Genomic DNA, 17,775 nt, shown 5'->3' on the forward strand with positions numbered 1-17,775 from the left:
TCCTTAATCCTATGCACAATGAGTTTCGATTTGGAATGAAGTGCGATTAAATGTTTTGTACTAATTGAATATAAAAAGTAGATCCAAATCCTGATTCACTCTCTACCCAAATTTTGCCTCCTTGTTTTTCTAAAAATTCTTTGCAGAGTATGAGTCCAAGACCTGTTCCCGACTCTTGCGCAGTACCTTTAGTTGAAAATTTATGATCGACTCGAAAAAGATTCTCGATTTGTTCCTTCACCATTCCCACACCTTGGTCCTTTATAAAGAAAATCGAATCCTTATGTGAAACGCCAATGGTTATTTCTGTATTTACGTTGCTATATTTAATAGCATTAGAAATTAGATTTCGTATCACAGTTTCAATCATATACAAATCAGCGAAGATTGTTTGAGTATTTGGAATCTGATTGGAAATCATTAGATTTTTTTTATTAGCTGATAAGGCCAAAAGGCCGATCACTCTTTCGATAAGTTCATAAAAATGAATTGTAACCGGTTGGGAATTAATATTTCCACTTTGAGACCTGGCCCAATCTAATAAATTTTCTAATAATGAATAAACTAAATCCGAAGATTCTTCTAACATTTTTAAATAAGAAGTTCTTTCGGTTTCTGAAAATTTAGAATCTTTTTCGCTTAAAATTTTAGTGAATTCTCTTTGGGTACCGAGTGGACCACGTAAGTCATGAGCTATGATCGAAAAAAATTTATCTTTAGAAGTATTGAGTTCTAACAATCGAATTGCAGATTCTTTTAAATTATTTTCAACTAATTTTCGTTCAGTGATGTCCCTAACTATAGCGCAATTATATTGTTTGCCTCCATATTCGATTAAATTGACAGTCACTTCTATCGGGAATGAAGTACCATCTTTACGTTGGTTAATTGTTTCAATCGAAAACGTTTTTCGGTTTAAAATTTCCTGCCAATGGCTTTTCCACATGTCGACAGTAAATATCGGATCAACTTGAAACATTTTCATAGAAAGTAATTCTTCTTTTGTGTATCCATAATTTTTACAAGCGGCATCGTTCACGAAAACAATATTTCCTTCGGAATCTAACCAAAGAATGGATTCTGAGATGGTATCAATGGAATACTGGGTGAACTGTAGAGCCTGAAATAGATTTGAATGATTTGATTCTGTTTCAAACAACTTATGTTTTAAAAGTTGGTTTTCTAATTCCAAACGTTTTAAATCGGCACTCAATGCTTCATATGTCTTAGGGAGAAGTGACATGGATGAATGATAAGATTCTAATTTCGAAATTTATTGCCAAGAACTAAGTATAGAAAATCTTATTTCCTTTGGCTTGAATCTGACTTGACTTAAGTAGTATCCCTAGATAGAAATATACTCCCTGAAACGATATGCCTTGTTTATATTGCCAGAAAGAGTCCACACAATTCTCTCGTAATGTTCCCGTGCAAGACGAAAGAGTGACACACCAATTTCCAATCGATGATATCGTAGGAAATCCCCTGAATCGTTTCAAGGAAATCTATGAATGTAAGGATTGCCATAGTCTCTGGTGGATCAAAACTAAAGGGACTGGTGACCCCAGGTCCACCTATCCAGAGTTTTACGAACAAACGGCTGAACGAATTGACGACCAACGTTCAGAATTGATTCGGAATCCTTCTGTTTCAAGGCTTGTTGCTGCAAAAGAAACTTCTTTTCCGTATTCATTTTTTGAAGAAATATTAGAAATCCTTTCTAAAACAGAAACGGAAAAATTAAAAGTTTTATATTTCAATCGAGATCCAAGTTTACCTTCAGCCGTAAAACGTTGGTTACGTCAATGGTTTCAAAAAGAATTTCCCTTAGAGTTTCAAGGAATTCAGAATAAAGGGCTCCCTAATTCTGCTAATTTATTAATTCAATTGGAGGAAAATGAATCGATTCTTGTTTCCGAATTCATTGGAAAGGATCAATTTGTTTTCATTTCGTATCGAAATGAAAAATATTTTTTACAGTCATTTGATCTCAGTAAAAAAAAAATATTATGGAAGGAAAAAATCCAAAAACCTTTCCTCGAAGGTATCGACATTCCAATTCTTTTTTATCAATCCGGTTACCTTTGTATTTACCAAGGATTTCAAAAAGGCTCAGAATTTTATTCAAAACTAAATAAACCGGATACTCTTTGTATTTTTGATCTTTCTGGAAAACTCATTGTATCAGTCAAACTGGCCTTCCAATGTTATGAAATTCTATCGACAGAAGAACGAGATCTCTCAGAAAATAGAGTGGTACATAACTTTAGTTTTACGATTTTATCAGAAACTTTGTATCTACCTCACCAATCAAAAATTCAAACGTATGATTTGATTTCAGGAAAATTAATGAGTAGCATTTCTTTACCGAAGTTTGAAATCTTTTCTGGAAAGGCATTCGAAACAGAATCTGGGAATCTTTTATTCCATACTTTAAAAGGAATTTATGGAGTTAGTCCTTCTGGGGAAGAAGTGTTTCAATATTTTTCTCCCTACTATCCAGTGTATATCGATTCGCAATTCCAATTGTATTTTTATTATGCGATTGTAGAATCAGCAAATACAGGAAAGAAAAAATTTTTTCAACAAACTCATAGTTCTGGAATTTCTTTGGTTCGAGAGTTGGCATCCCCACCTGTAGAATTTCCTGGTGGAATATATTTACCATTTAGTTTAGATGGTTCACTTCTTTTGGATTCACAATTGAAAACCCTCAAAGAACTTCCCTTCAGTACAACGGACACTCTTGGACCGCATTCTTTTGGCACTGCTAAGTCTCCTGTATTAGTAACAGAGGATCGAATCACCATCACTGCTGACTACTCAGCAATTCATATGATTGATTTTTTAGGAAATGTAGTTTTTGAAAAACCAATCCATAGTGAAATAATTCGTCTTTTTACTTTCGATGGCAAACACATAGTTCTGATTTTAAGTTTATTTGATGATTACAGTGAGGCCGAACAAATTGAACTCATTTTACTCTCACCGAATGGAATGGTGATAAAACAAAAAATGTTCCCAGGTCCAAAAGGATTGTCGGTAAGTTTTGATGGGATTTGTATTTTTGCAAAAAACAATCAAATATACTCAATTGATTTATTTGAGACAGAAGAATCCAAATGAAATTGGTTCGAAAACAATGGTTTTACTTTGTTTTAGTATTGATTCTAGGAACATCTATTTATGCTGATGAAACTCCAATCAACATTAAAGATAGTGATATATCTCCTCTCTATCTCGCAAATTCGATATTAGTTTTAGAGGATCCAACAAACCGTTTAAATTTTGAAGAAATTGTATCATCAAAACTTGAATCAAAATTTATAAAGGTAAAATCTTCGAAAGAGGCATTCAATTTTTCATATTCAAACTCAACTTATTGGCTAAAAGTTGTGTTAGAAAATAAGAGTTTTTCTTCGAAAGATATTACCTTTGTGGTTTCTTATCCTAGATTACAAACTTTGGATTTCTATTTTCGTAGTCAAAAAACAATCAAAAAGATTTCTTCCGGTTATTCTGTTCCTATTTTGAACCGTCCTTACCAAAGTCGGTTTTTTGTATTTCCCATATCATTTCCTGAAAATTCAACAGCTACTGTTTATTTTAAAGTAAAGTCACCGAATTCAATCAATCTACCTATCCAGTTATGGAATAAAAACCTATATGATCGTCATGAAATCAATGATCATGTTATCCAAGCCATTTATTTTGGAATTGCGATTGCTATGGCACTTTTCAATTTATTTTTGTTTTTTATACTGAGAGATTCTAATTATTTTTTATATGTTTTAATCGTCACTAGCACTGCGTTTACAATTGCTTCGCATAATGGAATTGCCTCTGAATATTTATGGAGAGATTCTCCATGGATGGACCAATATTCAGTGAATCTTTTTATCTCCGTTGTTTTAATTCTTTTTTTAGTGTTTATGCGAAGTTTGTTAAATACAAAACAAATTATTCCAAAACTAGATCGAATGAGTATTCTATTCATTTTAGTTCAAATTGTACTACCCATTTTTTACATTAATTCCTTTGAGTTTTGGATTAAGATTTTAGTTTTTAGTCATACCGTTACTTCATTTTGGATTTTATTCATTGGTATCGTATGTTCATTTCAAAAAGAGAGATTAGCCTATTTTTTTCTCTTAGCCTTTGCATTTTTATTTTTTGCTTTGATCCTTTCTACTTTGCGCGCATTGGGTTATCTTCCTACCAATTCGTTTACCATTGATGGCCCACAGTATGGTTCAGCTGCGGAAATGATGTTGCTTGCATTTGCTTTAGCAGATCGTTATCATACCATCATCAAAGATAAGGAACTGGCGGAAGAAAAAGCAAAACTTAGTTTAGAAAAATCTAATTTAGATTTGGAAGAGAAAGTGAAAGAAAGAACTTTTGCTTTGAATCGCACTTTAAGTGCAATGAAACGAGATCTATTCGTAGCCAAAAAAATCCAAGAGAATTCATTGGCCATTGAACCTATTCTCATTAAAGAGTTAAATTTAGTGTATCGTTATCTTCCTATATCAGAGGTTGGTGGAGATTTTTTTGATGTAAGCCTAATTAAAGATTCTAAGTATCGGATTTTTATTGGTGATGCAACTGGTCATGGTGTTCATGCAGCAATGATTACGATGGCGATTAAAGGTTTGTATGATCCTATTAAAAATTTTGAATTACCACCTGCCAAAGTGTTGGAGATTTTTAATGAAGAGTTTATGGATAATTTTGTTTCATTAAATAGCCTTTTAACGGCAATGATTCTTGATATCGATTTAAAAGATAAAAAAATCCAATATGCGTCTGCTGGCCATCCCGCAGCCGTTTTGTTGCGGAAGGAACAATTTCAACTTCTTACAAAAACGGGAAGAATGATCGGACTCAAAAAACAAATCCATTACGAACAATCAGAAGTTACTTTTACAAAAGGAGATCGGCTTTTTGTGTTTACTGACGGAGTTTTTGAGGCTTTTAACGCAAAAGAGGAAGAATTTGGAGAGGAATCTCTCTACCAACTTTTCCAATCGACAACCCACTTAAGCCTTTCCGATGTGGAGGATAACCTCCTCAAAACACTACAAAATTTTCTAAATGGTCAAGAGCGACAGGACGATTTGACCCTTTTGGGCTTAGATTTGTAATTTTTTTTAAGAAATTAGTTTAATATTAAATAAATACAATATCAAATCACTTCATATATAGTCTATTTTCTAAATAGTAAACTAAAATTGGAGAACCTTGTGAAATCATTATTTTCAGAAGCGAAGTTAGGAAATCTTACCTTAAAAAACAAAGTGGTGATGGCTCCCATGACCCGTTCCCGTTCTATCGGAAATGTACCAGGAGATATAGTTGCTACATATTATGAGCAAAGAGCTGAGGCAGGACTTATTGTCACCGAAGGAACTTCTCCTTCGCCAAATGGTCTCGGTTATGCGAGAATCCCTGGAATTTTTTCTGAAGAACAAACCAATGCTTGGAAAAAAGTCACAGACAAAGTACATGCGAAAGGAAGTAAAATTTTTGTCCAACTGATGCATACAGGTCGAATTGGACATGAATTGAATTTACCAAAAGGTGCAAAGGTGGTTGGACCATCGGCAATCCTCGCAAAAGGACAAATTTGGACCGATACGGACGGAATGAAAGATCATCCGATTCCAAAAGAAATGTCAAAAGCAGAAATTAAAGAGACTATTGAAGAATTTGTGAATGCATCTAAAAATGCAATCAAAGCAGGATTTGATGGCGTTGAATTACATGCAGCTAACGGATATTTATTAGAACAATTTTTACATCCATCATCCAACCAACGTTCCGATGAATACGGTGGATCTATCGAAAACCGAATTCGAATTATTTTAGAAGTGGCAACTGCAGTTAGTGCAGCTATCGGCAAAGAAAAAACAGCCATTCGTTTATCTCCGTATGGTGCTTTTAACGACCTTTTCCCATTTCCAGAAACTCATGACGAATATTCATTGTTAGCTGAAAAATTAAATGAAATTGGAATTGTTTACATCCACTTGATCGACCATTCTTCTATGGGTGCCCCAAAAGTAGAACCAGAAACTGTTCAAAACATTCGGAAAGCATTCAAAGGAACACTAATCTTAAGTGGTGGTTACGATGCTGAACGTGCTGAAAAAGATTTATCTTCGGGTCATGCAGATCTAGTTGCCTTTGGAAAACCTTTTTTAGCCAATCCTGATTTGGTTACTAGATTCCAAAAAAACATCCCACTTGCATCTTTTGACCAAACCACATTGTATACTGCTGATGGAAAAGGATATATCGACTATCCATTTGCAAGCTAACAGTCGCTATAATTAAATTGTAACATTTGATTCCAATTTTCTATGGCGCCTCGAATGGAAAGGCAAAAGGTCTCCTATCGTAGCCGACCGGGCTACTACGGGGTCCGCTTTCGCTTCCGTCACCTTCCATCTAACGATGGCAGGTGACCATGCCCTCCGTATCCTTGGCGCAAAAAACCTAACCTTTACAAATCCTCTCCAGTTTCTTGTTCATTTGCCAAATCCACTGTACAAATCTGAAATCGAAATCTTTGGTCTAAATTTAGTTTCCTTGCTTTGTTCGTTATATTGGATTTTATTTCTATTATGTCAAACACGCTCATCCAACAAGAAACAAGCAAAGTGCATAAAGAAGTCATAGGTGCAAATGAAAAGTATGCATCAGAATTTGGGAAAAAAGGGGAATTGGCACTTCCTCCGGCAAGAAGTTTTACCATCCTTACATGTATGGATGCTCGACTCGATCCCGCTAAATATGCAGGCCTAGCGGAAGGTGATGCTCATGTGATTCGGAATGCTGGTGGTCGCGCTAGTGACGATGCCATTCGGTCTCTCATCATCTCTTATAAGTTATTGGGAACTAAAGAATTTTTTGTGATCCATCATTCGGACTGCGGAATGCAACTTTTTACTGATCCTATCATTCGTAACCTGCTTTCCAAAAGTTTAAAAACGGCAACCATCGATGCAAATGGGTGGCGCAACTTAGAAGAATCAGGTGGCTCAGACGAAGCAAAGTTCATTCCTTTTTTAACTTTTGAAAATTTAGAACATAGTGTCATTGAAGATGTCAAACGGATCAGGAACCATCCTTTGATTCCTAAAGACATCCCTGTTTATGGATATTATTACGACGTGAAAACTGGAAAGTTAGTAGAGGTCAAAGAAGCCACGAAGATTGGTAGGGCTTCGTAATTCCAAAAACAAACTCAACTCAAACGAGAACCTAAAAAAATCCCAACAAACTATCACTAGTTGGGATCCTTTCTTTTTTAAAACCATTTTGCAAAAATCATTCACGGAGAATTTCTAAACATGAACTTTATATGAATATATTTTCAGTTTTACGGAATTGTATTTTCTTAACTAAGTTTCCGTGGTAGATGGACGTCATTGGGTGGCGGGTCTAGTTCCCCTCCCTCATCGGGTGGGGATACGGATATCCAATCTGTACCTGCGGTTAATCCAGTATGACCCACTGCAATTCTCCCTTGACAAAATTTGGCTACCTTTCTAATTTAACCAAGTGGTTAATTATCTAAATGGTTAAATTGCAGGATTCGGAAGAAACACTCAATGCAACGTTCCAGGCATTGGCAGATCCAACTCGTAGAAAGATATTGATGCAACTAGTATCAGGTGAGGCAACCGTACTGGAATTAGCCGAACCATTTCAAATGAGTCTTCCAGGAATTTCAAAACATCTAAAAGTTTTGGAAAAAGCCGGTCTCATCGAAAAAGGAAAAACAGCTCAATTTCGGCCTTGTCGGTTAAAAGTGGAAGCACTTCAGGAAGCCAACCAATGGTTAGAACAATATAAAAAATTATGGGAAGAAAGATTGGATCGTTTAGATGCCTACTTAACCGAATTACAAAAATCAAAAGGAAATTTTTAAAATGTTTAAATCAGATACAATCTTAACTTTAGAAGAAAAAACTGTTCGCATCGAACGATTGTTTAATGCCCCCATTCAACTTGTTTGGGAAGTTTGGACAAATCCTTTGCACATTGAAAAATGGTGGGGTCCAAAGAATTTTACAAATCCAACTGTTGAGTTTGATTTTAAAGTAGGAGGGTCTTATCGCATTGTTATGCGATCACCAGAAGGAGTTGATTATCCGATCATCGGAAAGTTTTTAGAAATCACCCCATTTCAAAGTTTTGTAATCAGCGATTTGGTAGATGAACATCCGGATGAATGGGTAGCGGAAGTGCAGAAGATGGCTGGGGTCACTGGAGACCGAGAAATATTAAATTCAAAGTTAAGAGTGTTATTCGAGGAGATTGACGGTAAAACAAAAGTTGTTTTACTTACTGAATTTGCAAGTAACCAAATTCGAGATGGATTTGCTAGTTCAGGTATGAAGGAAGGTTGGTCAGAAAGTTTTGAAAAATTAGAGACTAATGCATTACCTAAAGCGAATGAAATATATATTGAGAAAAAAATGAACCATTCTCAGGAATTGATTTTTAATACTCTTTCAAATCCATTAACAATTGACCTTTGGTGGGGTCCAAGCGGATTCAAAACTACAACAAAATCGATGGACTTTCGGATTGGTGGGAAATGGATTTTTACTATGGTTGGGCCAGATGGTACAATTTATCCTAACGTAATTGAATATAAGGAAATCAGAAAATTCGATTACTTGGAATACTCACATGGTTCTGGTGATACAAATAAAAAGGATGATTTTTTAGCGAAAATATTTCTAATTGCATTCGGTGAAAACCAAACCGTAGTAAAAATGCAATTGACTTTTTCTGACACAAACGTTCGAAATGCGGTCATTGGTTTTGGTGCAATTGAAAGTGGACAACAAACACTTTCTAAACTAGATCAGTTCTTAAATCAAAAATAGGGAAAGTATAAATGTTTAAAAGTATCGTAGCAATTGTCGTTGGATTATTATCCAATGTTATCCTTTCCGTTCTTTGTGATTCAATTCTCAAAATGCTAAATTTTCTTCCTTATGATCATATGTTTGTATCAACACCATTGGTTTTGTTTGTCTTAGGTTATCGAATTGTATTTAGTATCTTTGGTTGTTATTTGGCAGCAAAGTTAGCACCTCAAAACCCGATGAAACATGCGTACATCTTAGGTGGAATTGGATTAATATTTGGAATCGCAGGTGTTATATTTGCAGGTCATTTAGGCCCATGGTGGTATGCATGGTCACTTGTGGTTCTCACTCCTTTCATTGCTCATTTAGGCGGTAAACTTTATGTATTACAGGAGAAATCCAAATGACAAGTGCTAGTTTATGGGAAGATTTAAAGAAGGCACTTGCTGGTTCGGAAGAAGATTATACCGAAGTGAGCATTCGAAAGGCAGTGTTTCTTCTCTCTGTTCCAATGGTTTTAGAACTCGTTTTAGAATCGGTATTTGCAGTTGTCGATATTTACTTTGTTGGTGCCTTGGGAGCTTCTGCAATCGCAACAGTTGGTTTAACTGAAACTTATCTATTTCTATTATATTCTGTTGCAATGGGTTTATCTTTCTCTGTAACTGCGATCATTGCTAGGCGAATTGGTGAAAAAGAAAAAGACAAAGCGGGAGTTGCGGCTATCCAATCAATTTGGATCGCCATCCTTGCATCAGTTCCATTTGCTATTGCAGGGATATTCTTTTCAAAAGAACTCCTTAAACTTATGGGTGCAGATGAGTGGGTTTTAACTGAAGGTTATCATTATATGCAATGGATGTTAGGTGGTAACATTGTTATCATTCTTCTGTTTCTTATCAATGCTGTTTTTCGTGGAGCAGGGGATGCTGCGATTTCAATGAGAGTATTGTGGATATCTAATGGACTGAACATTATTTTAGATCCTATTTTTATTTTTGGTTGGGGACCGATTCCAGCTTATGGAATTACTGGAGCTGCAATTGCAACTAACCTCGGTCGAGGGATCGGTGTTATGTTTCAAATTTGGTTGTTATTTCAGGGTGGTAAACATATCAAAATTCTGAGATCACATCTAAAATTAGAATGGGAAACGATCCAAGGGATCTTAAAAACATCTCTTGGCGGGATTGGACAAATGATTGTTGGTATGACATCCTGGATCTTTATCATACGAATCCTTTCCGAATTTGGAAGTCAAACAGTAGCCGGTGCGACCATCGCCCTAAGAACGATGATGTTTACTGTGATGCCTTCTTGGGGAATGTCTAACGCAGTAGCTACGTTAGTTGGACAAAACTTAGGTGCGGGTAAACCAGAAAGGGCGGAACAATCTGTATGGTTTACAGGGTTTTGTAATATGGGTTATTTGATCTTAGTATCATTTTTTTACTTTTTTTGGAGTGAAAATCTAATTTCAATTTTCTCTAACGACCGAGAAGTCATAGCCATTGGTGGCAAATGGTTGCAAATTGTATCGTATTCATATTTTATTCATGCTTGGTGGATGGCAGCAGGACAGGCTTTCAACGGTGCAGGAGATACAATCACACCTACAAAAATTAATATTGTATTCTTTTGGATCATTCAAATTCCCTTAGCTTATCTTTTGGGAAAATATTTTGCTTTCGGCTCAACTGGAGTATTTTGGTCTATTATGATTTCCGAATCATCTGTTGGGATTTTTACTCTTTGGTTATTTACTAAAGGGAATTGGAAACAATCAAAGGTATAAGAGGACTAAAGTATGAAATCAGCAATTCCTAAATCAATTGATGAATACATAGAAAAATTTCCTAAAGATGTGCAACAAATTCTTCAAAAAGTTCGAAACACAATACAGAAAGAAGCACCGGAAGCGACAGAAGCAATTAGTTATGCGATGCCAACTTTCGTACAAAATGGAAACTTAGTACATTTTGCCGCTTATGCAAAACATATAGGTTTTTATGCACTTCCTTCAGGAAATATAGCCTTCCAAAAAGAAATTTCAAAATATAAAAATGGAAAAGGTTCCATTCAATTTCCATTGGATGAACCAATTCCATATGCTCTGATCAAAAAAATTGTTAAATTCAGAGTGAACGAAAATGGGCAAAAAATAAAGAAAAAGGTTCAAAAAAAAAAGACTACAAAGTTAAAAAAACCAATCTCAAAGAAATCATAAATGCAGATTTATTATTTCTGCGATGTTATTACTTTCTATTTTAAGAAAGAATAAACTTATTTCGTTATCTCTTTAAATTATATTTAGATTTACAAGAGATGATTTATCAAAAAAATCAATTCATCTGTTTTTATGGATGAGGATCATAGATGGAGTTTGAAAGTCAAAGCATACTTTATTTATGGAACAGTCGAGTCATGTTTGCAACCAATAGTATGCAGACAGATTTTCATTCGCATTACGCAGCGACACTGGCAATCTCTTTAGACAAAAATATAACAATCGAAACTGAATTAGGCAAAGATGAGTATCGAGTTGCTTTGGTTGGTCCAAATACATACCACCGAACAGTTTCACCTGGTATCGAAATGGTAGCGTTACTAATTGATCCCGAAACATACGAATTTGGATCCATTTCTGAATCGGTATCATCGGGCGAAGTAAAACGTTTAGACATTCAAAAATTTTTACCTCTGATAGACTCGTTATGGTCATTGTATTATGGTGATTTAAATAATAACGAGGCAACTCAACTTCAGTTAAGTTTACTTCGAACTGTTTATCCGTTTGAAGAATTAAAAACAACAATGGATCCAAGGATTCAAAAAATTGCCCAAAAAATTAGATTTGAAGTTCCCAGTAGCATTCGAATGAAAGAAATAGGAAAAGATTTTTCTATTTCTGAAGATCGATTGATTCGTTTATTTAAAGAAAATCTTGGAATTCCCTTACGCAGATATCTACTATGGGTCCGTATTTTGCGCGCAGTCAAAGAACTAAAAGCAGGGAACAATCTTACTGATGCTGCTCATGCAGCAGGTTTTTCTGATTCAGCACATTTCTCAAGAACGTTTAAAGAAAATTTTGGATTTATACCTTCTCTCTTTTTTGGTCACCTCAAAACAGCTGAAGTTAGATTTTGTGAATCTGATGACAGTTTACAATAAATCTAAAAAATACCGGAATCGTTCAAGCAGAGAATCGGATATTTTGTTATTCTCATTTTCTACTAAGGAAAAGAGACCAATATGCCCTTACTCCAAGAAAAAGGATTCTTATCTAAATTATCCTCCAAACTATCAAAATTAAAATCTGAATCGATTCGAATCCCAACAATAGAAGAAAAAAATGGATTTTTAAAAGCACAAAAACTTGCTTACGAATGTGTCACTACCATCGAGAAAGAAATGTTGCCTGGTTGGACAGAAAAACAAACAGCTAAACGTATGAATGAGTTTTTACGAGATCATGGAGTAAAAACTTTTTTACATAGGCCATTTGCTTGGTTTGGCGAACATGCAAGATTTGACGGTTACCAACGGTTCACTCAATTTCATCCAGGCAAAAAACGATTGGTTGAAGAAGAATCTTTTATCTTAGATGTATCGCCGGTGGTAGATGGCTATATTGGAGATATAGGTTATTCATCTTCATTAATCAAAAACTCAGAACTTGATTCTGGTATGAAATATTTATTACAGCTTCGTGATGAAATTCCAAAATACTTTAGTTCATCGATGACTCCTTCAGAAATTTGGTGGAAAATTGATATTGATGCCAAAAATTCTGGCTTCGATAATGTACATTCGTTATATCCTTTTGCAGTTCTAGGACACAGAGTTTATAAAGTTAATCTTCCCAATATTTCTTTTCCGCTATTGCCTGTTAGCTTTGCAAGTTGGTTTAGTATGCAAGGTTCATATGAATTTTTGTCTCACAAAGTTTTACCCGAATTATTAACGCCAGATCATGAAGGTGATAAAGTAGGACTATGGGCGATAGAACCACATTTAGGTAGAGGTAAAACTGGTTTTAAATTCGAAGAGATTTTAGTTGTAGAAGAAAATAAAGCATATTGGTTGGACGATGAAGTCCCGCATGTAAAAAAATACCAATTGTTAAAAGGATTGAGCTAAAATGAGAATTCAAAAACAAAATTTTATATTTTTCCTACTTTTAATTATTATTGGATGTAATACAAACAATATCAAAATAGGAAAAGCATACAAATTAGGTCCTGTTCCTAATTCTATACAGGAAGTTACAAATCCAGATCCATTTTTGGATCATATGAATACTACAATTCCTTTGTTACCTGGCCATGATGATTTAATTTTTGATAATCAAAAACAAGTCGCCTATGCATCAGGAATGGATGGTTGGATTTGGAAATTAGATTTAAAAACAAATCATGGAACTACCTGGATAAAACCTCCAGTTAATCCAGCAGGATTACAATTCACTAATGATAAAAAAGAATCTATTTTGTTTTGTGCTTCAAAACTGGGAGGAGTCAAATACGAAGATCATCAGAAAGTTGGATTGTACGAAGTAAATATCAAAACAATGTCTTTGACACCACTTCTTCTCACTTTGCCTAAGTTAGAAAATTCTGATTTCGAAATTGTTTATCCAGAATCAAAACGTCCCATCTTTTCAATACATTCGTTAAATGAAAATAATTCTAGACCTTTCTCTTTATGTAACGATCTTGCGGTTTCAAAAGATGGAAATCGAATTTATATTTCAGAACCATTTGAAAGAGAAGATGCAGCCATGGGAAGTGGAGCTGTACCAGAAGCCATTGGACTTTATCCTCACGGTAAACTTTGGATGTATGATAGAAAAAAGAATACAATATCACTAGTTATGAATGGTTTTACTTTTGTTGATGGTATCATCATTGCAGAACATTCTGCGTCCAAAGAAGAGTCGGTAATAATTACAGAAACTACCAAGTTTCGAATTATCAGAGCAAACATAAGTGGAAAAAAGGAAGGTACGTTTGAAGTTCTTTTTGAGAATTTACCTGGCCTTGCTGATGGGTTGGAACGAGATACAAAAGGTAGGATTTGGGTTGGGATCATTAAACCACGATCCGGACTTGTGAATTTTATCCATAACAATCCCTGGATGAAACCGTTGTTGTTATCACTACCACAACGGATTTTGCCAATTGCAAAAAAAACAGGAATTTTGGTATTAGATCCTTTAGGAAAAAAAGCATTATACTTCGTTATGCATGATGGTTCGAAAATCAAAGATATCTCTGTTGCCGTTCCGAATATAGATTCTGTTTATTTTCCGTCGTTTGATACCTCATCACGTGGATTGTATTCTATTCCATTGAACAAGCTTAAGTTAGGTGAATGAATATGTATCTTAATCTATTGAAATTATCTAAAAAACAAAAAGTTAATATATCTTTTTTTGTATTCGTTTCATGTTTAGTTTTCATTTCATGTAAAACACCAGAAGAATACTTTAAAAATCAAATCAAAGATCCTGTTGAACTTTCTTATAACCCTATAATAGATTCTATTAAATCAGAGGGAGATCCTATTAAAAAGAATGTTACAATCGATGGAAATGTTCTACCTGCCCAAGATGAAATCCTTTTGCAAGAAGAATTAAATCGTGCATTTGTTGCATCCATAGATGGCTGGATTTGGAAAGTTGACTTAGCAGAAAACACCTTCGAACCATTTGTTAAAACTCCTTTGTTACCGGGTGGAATGGTTTTTCATCCAAAAAACCAAGATATTATTTATATGTGTTTGTCACGTGGCAAAGAACATAAGGATTCTTTAGTGGATGGCCCGGGTATATATGAATTAAAAATTTCCACTAAACAATTACGTAAAATTGGAACAAGAGTGCCAAATGTTGATAAATCAATAGAAGTCTCTCAAGGAAAAATTGGAAAATTTTTTCCTTGGAACAATGAAACAAAAATCCCCATTGTCCAATTGAATGAATCAAATAGCCGTAATGTGGAAAAGGCTGATGACATAGCGATTAGTAATGATGGAGAGCGTATTTATTTTACAGAACCTTACGACCATCCAAATTCTATTCTTGGTGTAAGTTCTCAATCAAAACATGAAGTTCTTACTTTAGGAAGGAATGGACATCTCTGGAAATATGATATAAAGGATAATACGGTTAGCCTTGTCGCTCACCAATATACATATTTAGATGGCATATTATTAGAATATTCAGATAATAATAATAATGAATCATCAATACTTTTAAATGAACTCTCAAAATCAAGACTCATACGTCTGCATTTATCTGGAGATAAAAAAGGAGAAGACGAAGTAGTTATCGATGGCCTACCGGGATTTCCGGATGGGATGGATAGAGACCAGGTTGGTCGAATTTGGATCGCTATCCCAGTGGAAAGGTCAAAGTTAATCACTTGGTTGCATAAACATCCATTTTGGAAACTTCTTGTTTTGTACATACCTGAAAGTCTTCTTCCGGTATCTAAAAAAACGGGTCTTCTTGCGTTATCGCCTAACGGATCTAAACCTTTATATTTTGCTATGCATGATGGAAGTTTGTTTTCTCATATTATTGTTGTTGTGCCGGGAAAAAACAAACTATATTTAGCAGTTTACCAAGATGGATTCAAAGGTTTTGTCACAATGCCTTACCCTAACAATATTTAGTTGAATCATTTGGGTGCCTCGCAAAAAAGACAAAATCAAACTTTTGTTCAAACAGCGATCCCGCTCTACGTTCCAATCTTTCCCTTCGGGAAAGGATTTCCACTGCGATCGGTGGCACGAGCATTTGGTTCTTATTCGGTAATGATGAATAACTTGAGTGCTACTGTGAACTTATTCTGGAAAAAATTTTTTCGAATTCCAATTCGACTTTTTGCTTTTGGCTGTTTGTGATAAATGGAAGTCATTGGGTGGCGGGTCTAGTTCCCCTCCCTCATCGGGTGGGGATACGAATATCCATTCTGTACCGCAATAGTGAAGGGGCTAAGAGATCACTCGGACACCGTGTCCTCACTGCGCTTCAAGGCACGGCGACGCTCTTGATTCGCCATCCTGGCTTTCTTACTGATTTGTTCGTTCCCTATGGGTCACTCATGTTCCAGCTCGCGCCACTGTTCGATCCCTTCGGATTGATTTTTATATGATGATGGATTTTGGGAAATGGAGATCTGTCTTTTGCGGGCGAAGGGGCTCGAACCCTCGCCAGAAGCTTGGAAGGCTGCTGTGCTACCGTTACACCACACCCGCGACAGTAAATACATAGTTTTGGTTGGGGGTAAAGGGTCAATGATTTTTGGTTCCAGAAAGCGTGGCAGGAAGAAAATGAGACTATGGCCCTGCCCCAAGCACTCGAAAATTACCGAAAACAATATCGTAAAATCAAATTATTCCAAGATGTAGCATCTGTTTTGCATTGGGATTCAGAGGTGATGATGCCTGAGGAGGGCCGTGAATACCGATCTGCACAAATCGCAGCTGTGGCAGAACTCACTCACGTTTGGATGACCGATAAATCTTTCTTAAACCAAATCCAATCGGCCAAAAAAACTATTGGCGAACTTCCTGAATCTGCGCGGTCTGTTTGGACTCGTGAGTTAGAAGTTCTTATGGAAGAGAAAGAGAAAGCAGATAAATTACCTTCTGAATTTGTTTCCGAATTTGCGAAGGTAACAAACTTAGCACATGCAGAATGGGCGACGGCAAAAAAAGACAAAAACTTCCAATCCTTTGCAAATCGATTAGAGGAGCTGGTTCAATTATCTAAAAAACAAGCAGATTACTTTGGTTATGTGACCGAGCCATACGATGCCTTACTCGACAGTTATGAAAAAGGAGCCAAAGCCAACCAAATACAGATTTTATTTTCTGATTTGAAAGAATCGTTGGTTCCAATCGTTGCCACTGCACCTAAATTTAGAAATCCTTTCCCAGGTTTGATCTCCATAGACAAACAAACTAAATTTTGTAATCGTTTGCCATCGCTTCTTGGATTAACAACAAAAGAATCTAGATTGGATACAAGTAACCATCCGTTTTCAACTAGTTTAGGTAAAGGTGATAAACGAATCACAACTCGCTATTCAGAACAAGATCCCCTTTCTTCCATTTTTGGTGTGTTACATGAGACGGGCCATTCGTTATATGAATCTGGATTATCGGCAATGCCAGACTGGCCCACCCCTTTAACGGAGTTTTTAAGTTTAGGAATCCATGAATCACAAAGCAGATTGTGGGAAAATCAAGTGGGACGTTCCTTACCATTTTGGGAATTTGTTTATCCTATATTGTTATCTGATTTTGGTTTAACTGATAAAGAACTTCCTTTTAAAGACTTATACCAATACATTAATAGTACTGAAAAAACAAAAGTCAGAGTGGAAGCAGACCAGGTTACCTACAACCTTCATATCATTTTACGATTTGAAATTGAAAGAGATCTCATCAATGGGAAGATTCAAGTAAAGGATTTACCTGAGATCTGGAATTCAAAAATGAAAGAAAGTTTTGGACTTACTATCGAGAACGATGCGGAAGGTGTATTGCAGGACATCCACTGGTCAATGGGTGCTTTCGGATATTTTCCTACTTACACATTGGGAAATATTTTTAGTTCACAGTTTTTCAAAAAATTTACAGAAGAATTTCCAGATTCACATAACAAGTTTTCAACAAAAGGTGATTTTTCTGATCTTTTAACTTGGCTTAGAAAAAATATTCATTCTAAAGGAAAAATCTTTGATGTGGATACGCTCATGAAACAGACAACAGGTGAATCTGCAAATTCCAAATATTTAATTTCTTATTTAAATGGAAAAATTAAAGAAGTAACGAAATAACTAAAATCGAAATATTAAAACAGAAGGAT

At 35.4% G+C, this 17,775-nt stretch carries 15 protein-coding genes and 1 tRNA gene; 14 read left to right on the forward strand and 2 right to left on the reverse strand.

The genetic code is table 11. The features are described from left to right. Positions 1–46 precede the first annotated feature (46 nt). Entirely contained in the window at positions 47–1,243 is a 1,197-nt protein-coding gene (locus CH364_RS10010; protein ID WP_100743772.1) for a PAS domain-containing sensor histidine kinase, read from the reverse strand. 131 nt (positions 1,244–1,374) lie between these two features. On the opposite strand from CH364_RS10010, the gene CH364_RS10015 reads away from it, so the two are divergent. The 13 genes from CH364_RS10015 (at position 1,375) to CH364_RS10075 (ending at position 15,572) form a co-directional block, all read left to right on the forward strand. Continuing rightward, complete coding sequence (locus CH364_RS10015; RefSeq protein ID WP_100743773.1) at positions 1,375–3,126, forward strand: hypothetical protein; 1,752 nt, start codon at positions 1,375–1,377, stop codon at positions 3,124–3,126. Continuing rightward, positions 3,123–5,147, forward strand: coding sequence for a SpoIIE family protein phosphatase (locus CH364_RS10020; protein WP_100743774.1), 2,025 nt, complete (start codon positions 3,123–3,125; stop codon positions 5,145–5,147). The genes CH364_RS10015 and CH364_RS10020 overlap by 4 nt, the downstream gene beginning before the upstream one ends. Positions 5,148–5,246: 99 nt before the next feature. Beyond that, positions 5,247–6,323, forward strand: coding sequence for an alkene reductase (locus CH364_RS10025; protein WP_100743775.1), 1,077 nt, complete (start codon positions 5,247–5,249; stop codon positions 6,321–6,323). A gap of 306 nt (positions 6,324–6,629) precedes the next feature. Then, complete coding sequence (locus CH364_RS10030) at positions 6,630–7,238, forward strand: beta-class carbonic anhydrase (RefSeq protein WP_100743776.1); 609 nt, start codon at positions 6,630–6,632, stop codon at positions 7,236–7,238. 347 nt (positions 7,239–7,585) lie between these two features. Further along, entirely contained in the window at positions 7,586–7,939 is a 354-nt protein-coding gene (locus tag CH364_RS10035; RefSeq protein ID WP_100743777.1) for an ArsR/SmtB family transcription factor, read from the forward strand. Position 7,940: 1 nt separating this feature from the next. Beyond that, entirely contained in the window at positions 7,941–8,906 is a 966-nt protein-coding gene (locus CH364_RS10040; RefSeq protein ID WP_100743778.1) for an SRPBCC family protein, read from the forward strand. An 11-nt stretch (positions 8,907–8,917) separates the two neighbouring features. Continuing rightward, positions 8,918–9,298 carry a hypothetical protein gene (locus tag CH364_RS10045; protein WP_100743779.1) on the forward strand — a complete coding sequence of 127 codons (381 nt, stop codon included), beginning with the start codon at positions 8,918–8,920 and terminating at the stop codon, positions 9,296–9,298. Then, complete coding sequence (locus CH364_RS10050; protein WP_100743780.1) at positions 9,295–10,686, forward strand: MATE family efflux transporter; 1,392 nt, start codon at positions 9,295–9,297, stop codon at positions 10,684–10,686. Before CH364_RS10045 ends, CH364_RS10050 begins: the two co-directional genes overlap by 4 nt. 12 nt (positions 10,687–10,698) lie before the next feature. Continuing rightward, entirely contained in the window at positions 10,699–11,118 is a 420-nt protein-coding gene (locus tag CH364_RS10055) for an iron chaperone (RefSeq protein WP_100743781.1), read from the forward strand. 197 nt (positions 11,119–11,315) lie between these two features. Further along, positions 11,316–12,065, forward strand: a complete 750-nt coding sequence (locus tag CH364_RS10060; RefSeq protein WP_100743782.1) for a helix-turn-helix transcriptional regulator — start codon at positions 11,316–11,318, stop codon at positions 12,063–12,065. A gap of 81 nt (positions 12,066–12,146) precedes the next feature. Further along, positions 12,147–13,034, forward strand: coding sequence for a M24 family metallopeptidase (locus CH364_RS10065; RefSeq protein ID WP_100743783.1), 888 nt, complete (start codon positions 12,147–12,149; stop codon positions 13,032–13,034). Position 13,035: 1 nt separating this feature from the next. Continuing rightward, on the forward strand, positions 13,036–14,271 hold the full coding sequence (locus tag CH364_RS10070; RefSeq protein ID WP_100743784.1) for an SMP-30/gluconolactonase/LRE family protein: 1,236 nt from the start codon (positions 13,036–13,038) through the stop codon (positions 14,269–14,271). Positions 14,272–14,273: 2 nt separating this feature from the next. Continuing rightward, the gene (locus tag CH364_RS10075; RefSeq protein WP_100743785.1) at positions 14,274–15,572 is read left to right on the forward strand and encodes an SMP-30/gluconolactonase/LRE family protein; all 1,299 of its coding nucleotides are present in this window, start codon (positions 14,274–14,276) and stop codon (positions 15,570–15,572) included. Between the two features lie 514 nt (positions 15,573–16,086). Here the strand turns inward: CH364_RS10075 and CH364_RS10085 are convergent. Continuing rightward, positions 16,087–16,157, reverse strand: a tRNA-Gly gene (locus CH364_RS10085). Positions 16,158–16,240: 83 nt separating this feature from the next. Here CH364_RS10085 and CH364_RS10090 point away from each other — a divergent pair. Next, positions 16,241–17,746 (forward strand): carboxypeptidase M32, encoded by a 1,506-nt coding sequence (locus tag CH364_RS10090; protein ID WP_100743787.1) that lies wholly within the window; start codon positions 16,241–16,243, stop codon positions 17,744–17,746. The last annotated feature ends 29 nt before the right edge of the window (positions 17,747–17,775 follow it).

It is taken from the genome of Leptospira harrisiae (assembly GCF_002811945.1).
Classification (GTDB): domain Bacteria; phylum Spirochaetota; class Leptospiria; order Leptospirales; family Leptospiraceae; genus Leptospira_A; species Leptospira_A harrisiae.

Bases quoted from the DNA above. Each gene is read 5' to 3' on its own strand.
- CH364_RS10045 (WP_100743779.1), top strand. From the start codon at position 8,918: ATGTTTAAAAGTATCGTAGCAATTGTCGTTGGATTATTATCCAATGTT.
- CH364_RS10060 (WP_100743782.1), top strand. From the start codon at position 11,316: ATGTTTGCAACCAATAGTATGCAGACAGATTTTCATTCGCATTACGCA.
- CH364_RS10030 (WP_100743776.1), top strand. From the start codon at position 6,630: ATGTCAAACACGCTCATCCAACAAGAAACAAGCAAAGTGCATAAAGAA.
- CH364_RS10075 (WP_100743785.1), top strand. From the start codon at position 14,274: ATGTATCTTAATCTATTGAAATTATCTAAAAAACAAAAAGTTAATATA.
- CH364_RS10065 (WP_100743783.1), top strand. From the start codon at position 12,147: ATGCCCTTACTCCAAGAAAAAGGATTCTTATCTAAATTATCCTCCAAA.
- CH364_RS10010 (WP_100743772.1), bottom strand. From the start codon at position 1,243: ATGTCACTTCTCCCTAAGACATATGAAGCATTGAGTGCCGATTTAAAA.
- CH364_RS10050 (WP_100743780.1), top strand. From the start codon at position 9,295: ATGACAAGTGCTAGTTTATGGGAAGATTTAAAGAAGGCACTTGCTGGT.
- CH364_RS10040 (WP_100743778.1), top strand. From the start codon at position 7,941: ATGTTTAAATCAGATACAATCTTAACTTTAGAAGAAAAAACTGTTCGC.
- CH364_RS10070 (WP_100743784.1), top strand. From the start codon at position 13,036: ATGAGAATTCAAAAACAAAATTTTATATTTTTCCTACTTTTAATTATT.
- CH364_RS10020 (WP_100743774.1), top strand. From the start codon at position 3,123: ATGAAATTGGTTCGAAAACAATGGTTTTACTTTGTTTTAGTATTGATT.
- CH364_RS10090 (WP_100743787.1), top strand. From the start codon at position 16,241: ATGGCCCTGCCCCAAGCACTCGAAAATTACCGAAAACAATATCGTAAA.
- CH364_RS10015 (WP_100743773.1), top strand. From the start codon at position 1,375: ATGCCTTGTTTATATTGCCAGAAAGAGTCCACACAATTCTCTCGTAAT.
- CH364_RS10035 (WP_100743777.1), top strand. From the start codon at position 7,586: ATGGTTAAATTGCAGGATTCGGAAGAAACACTCAATGCAACGTTCCAG.
- CH364_RS10055 (WP_100743781.1), top strand. From the start codon at position 10,699: ATGAAATCAGCAATTCCTAAATCAATTGATGAATACATAGAAAAATTT.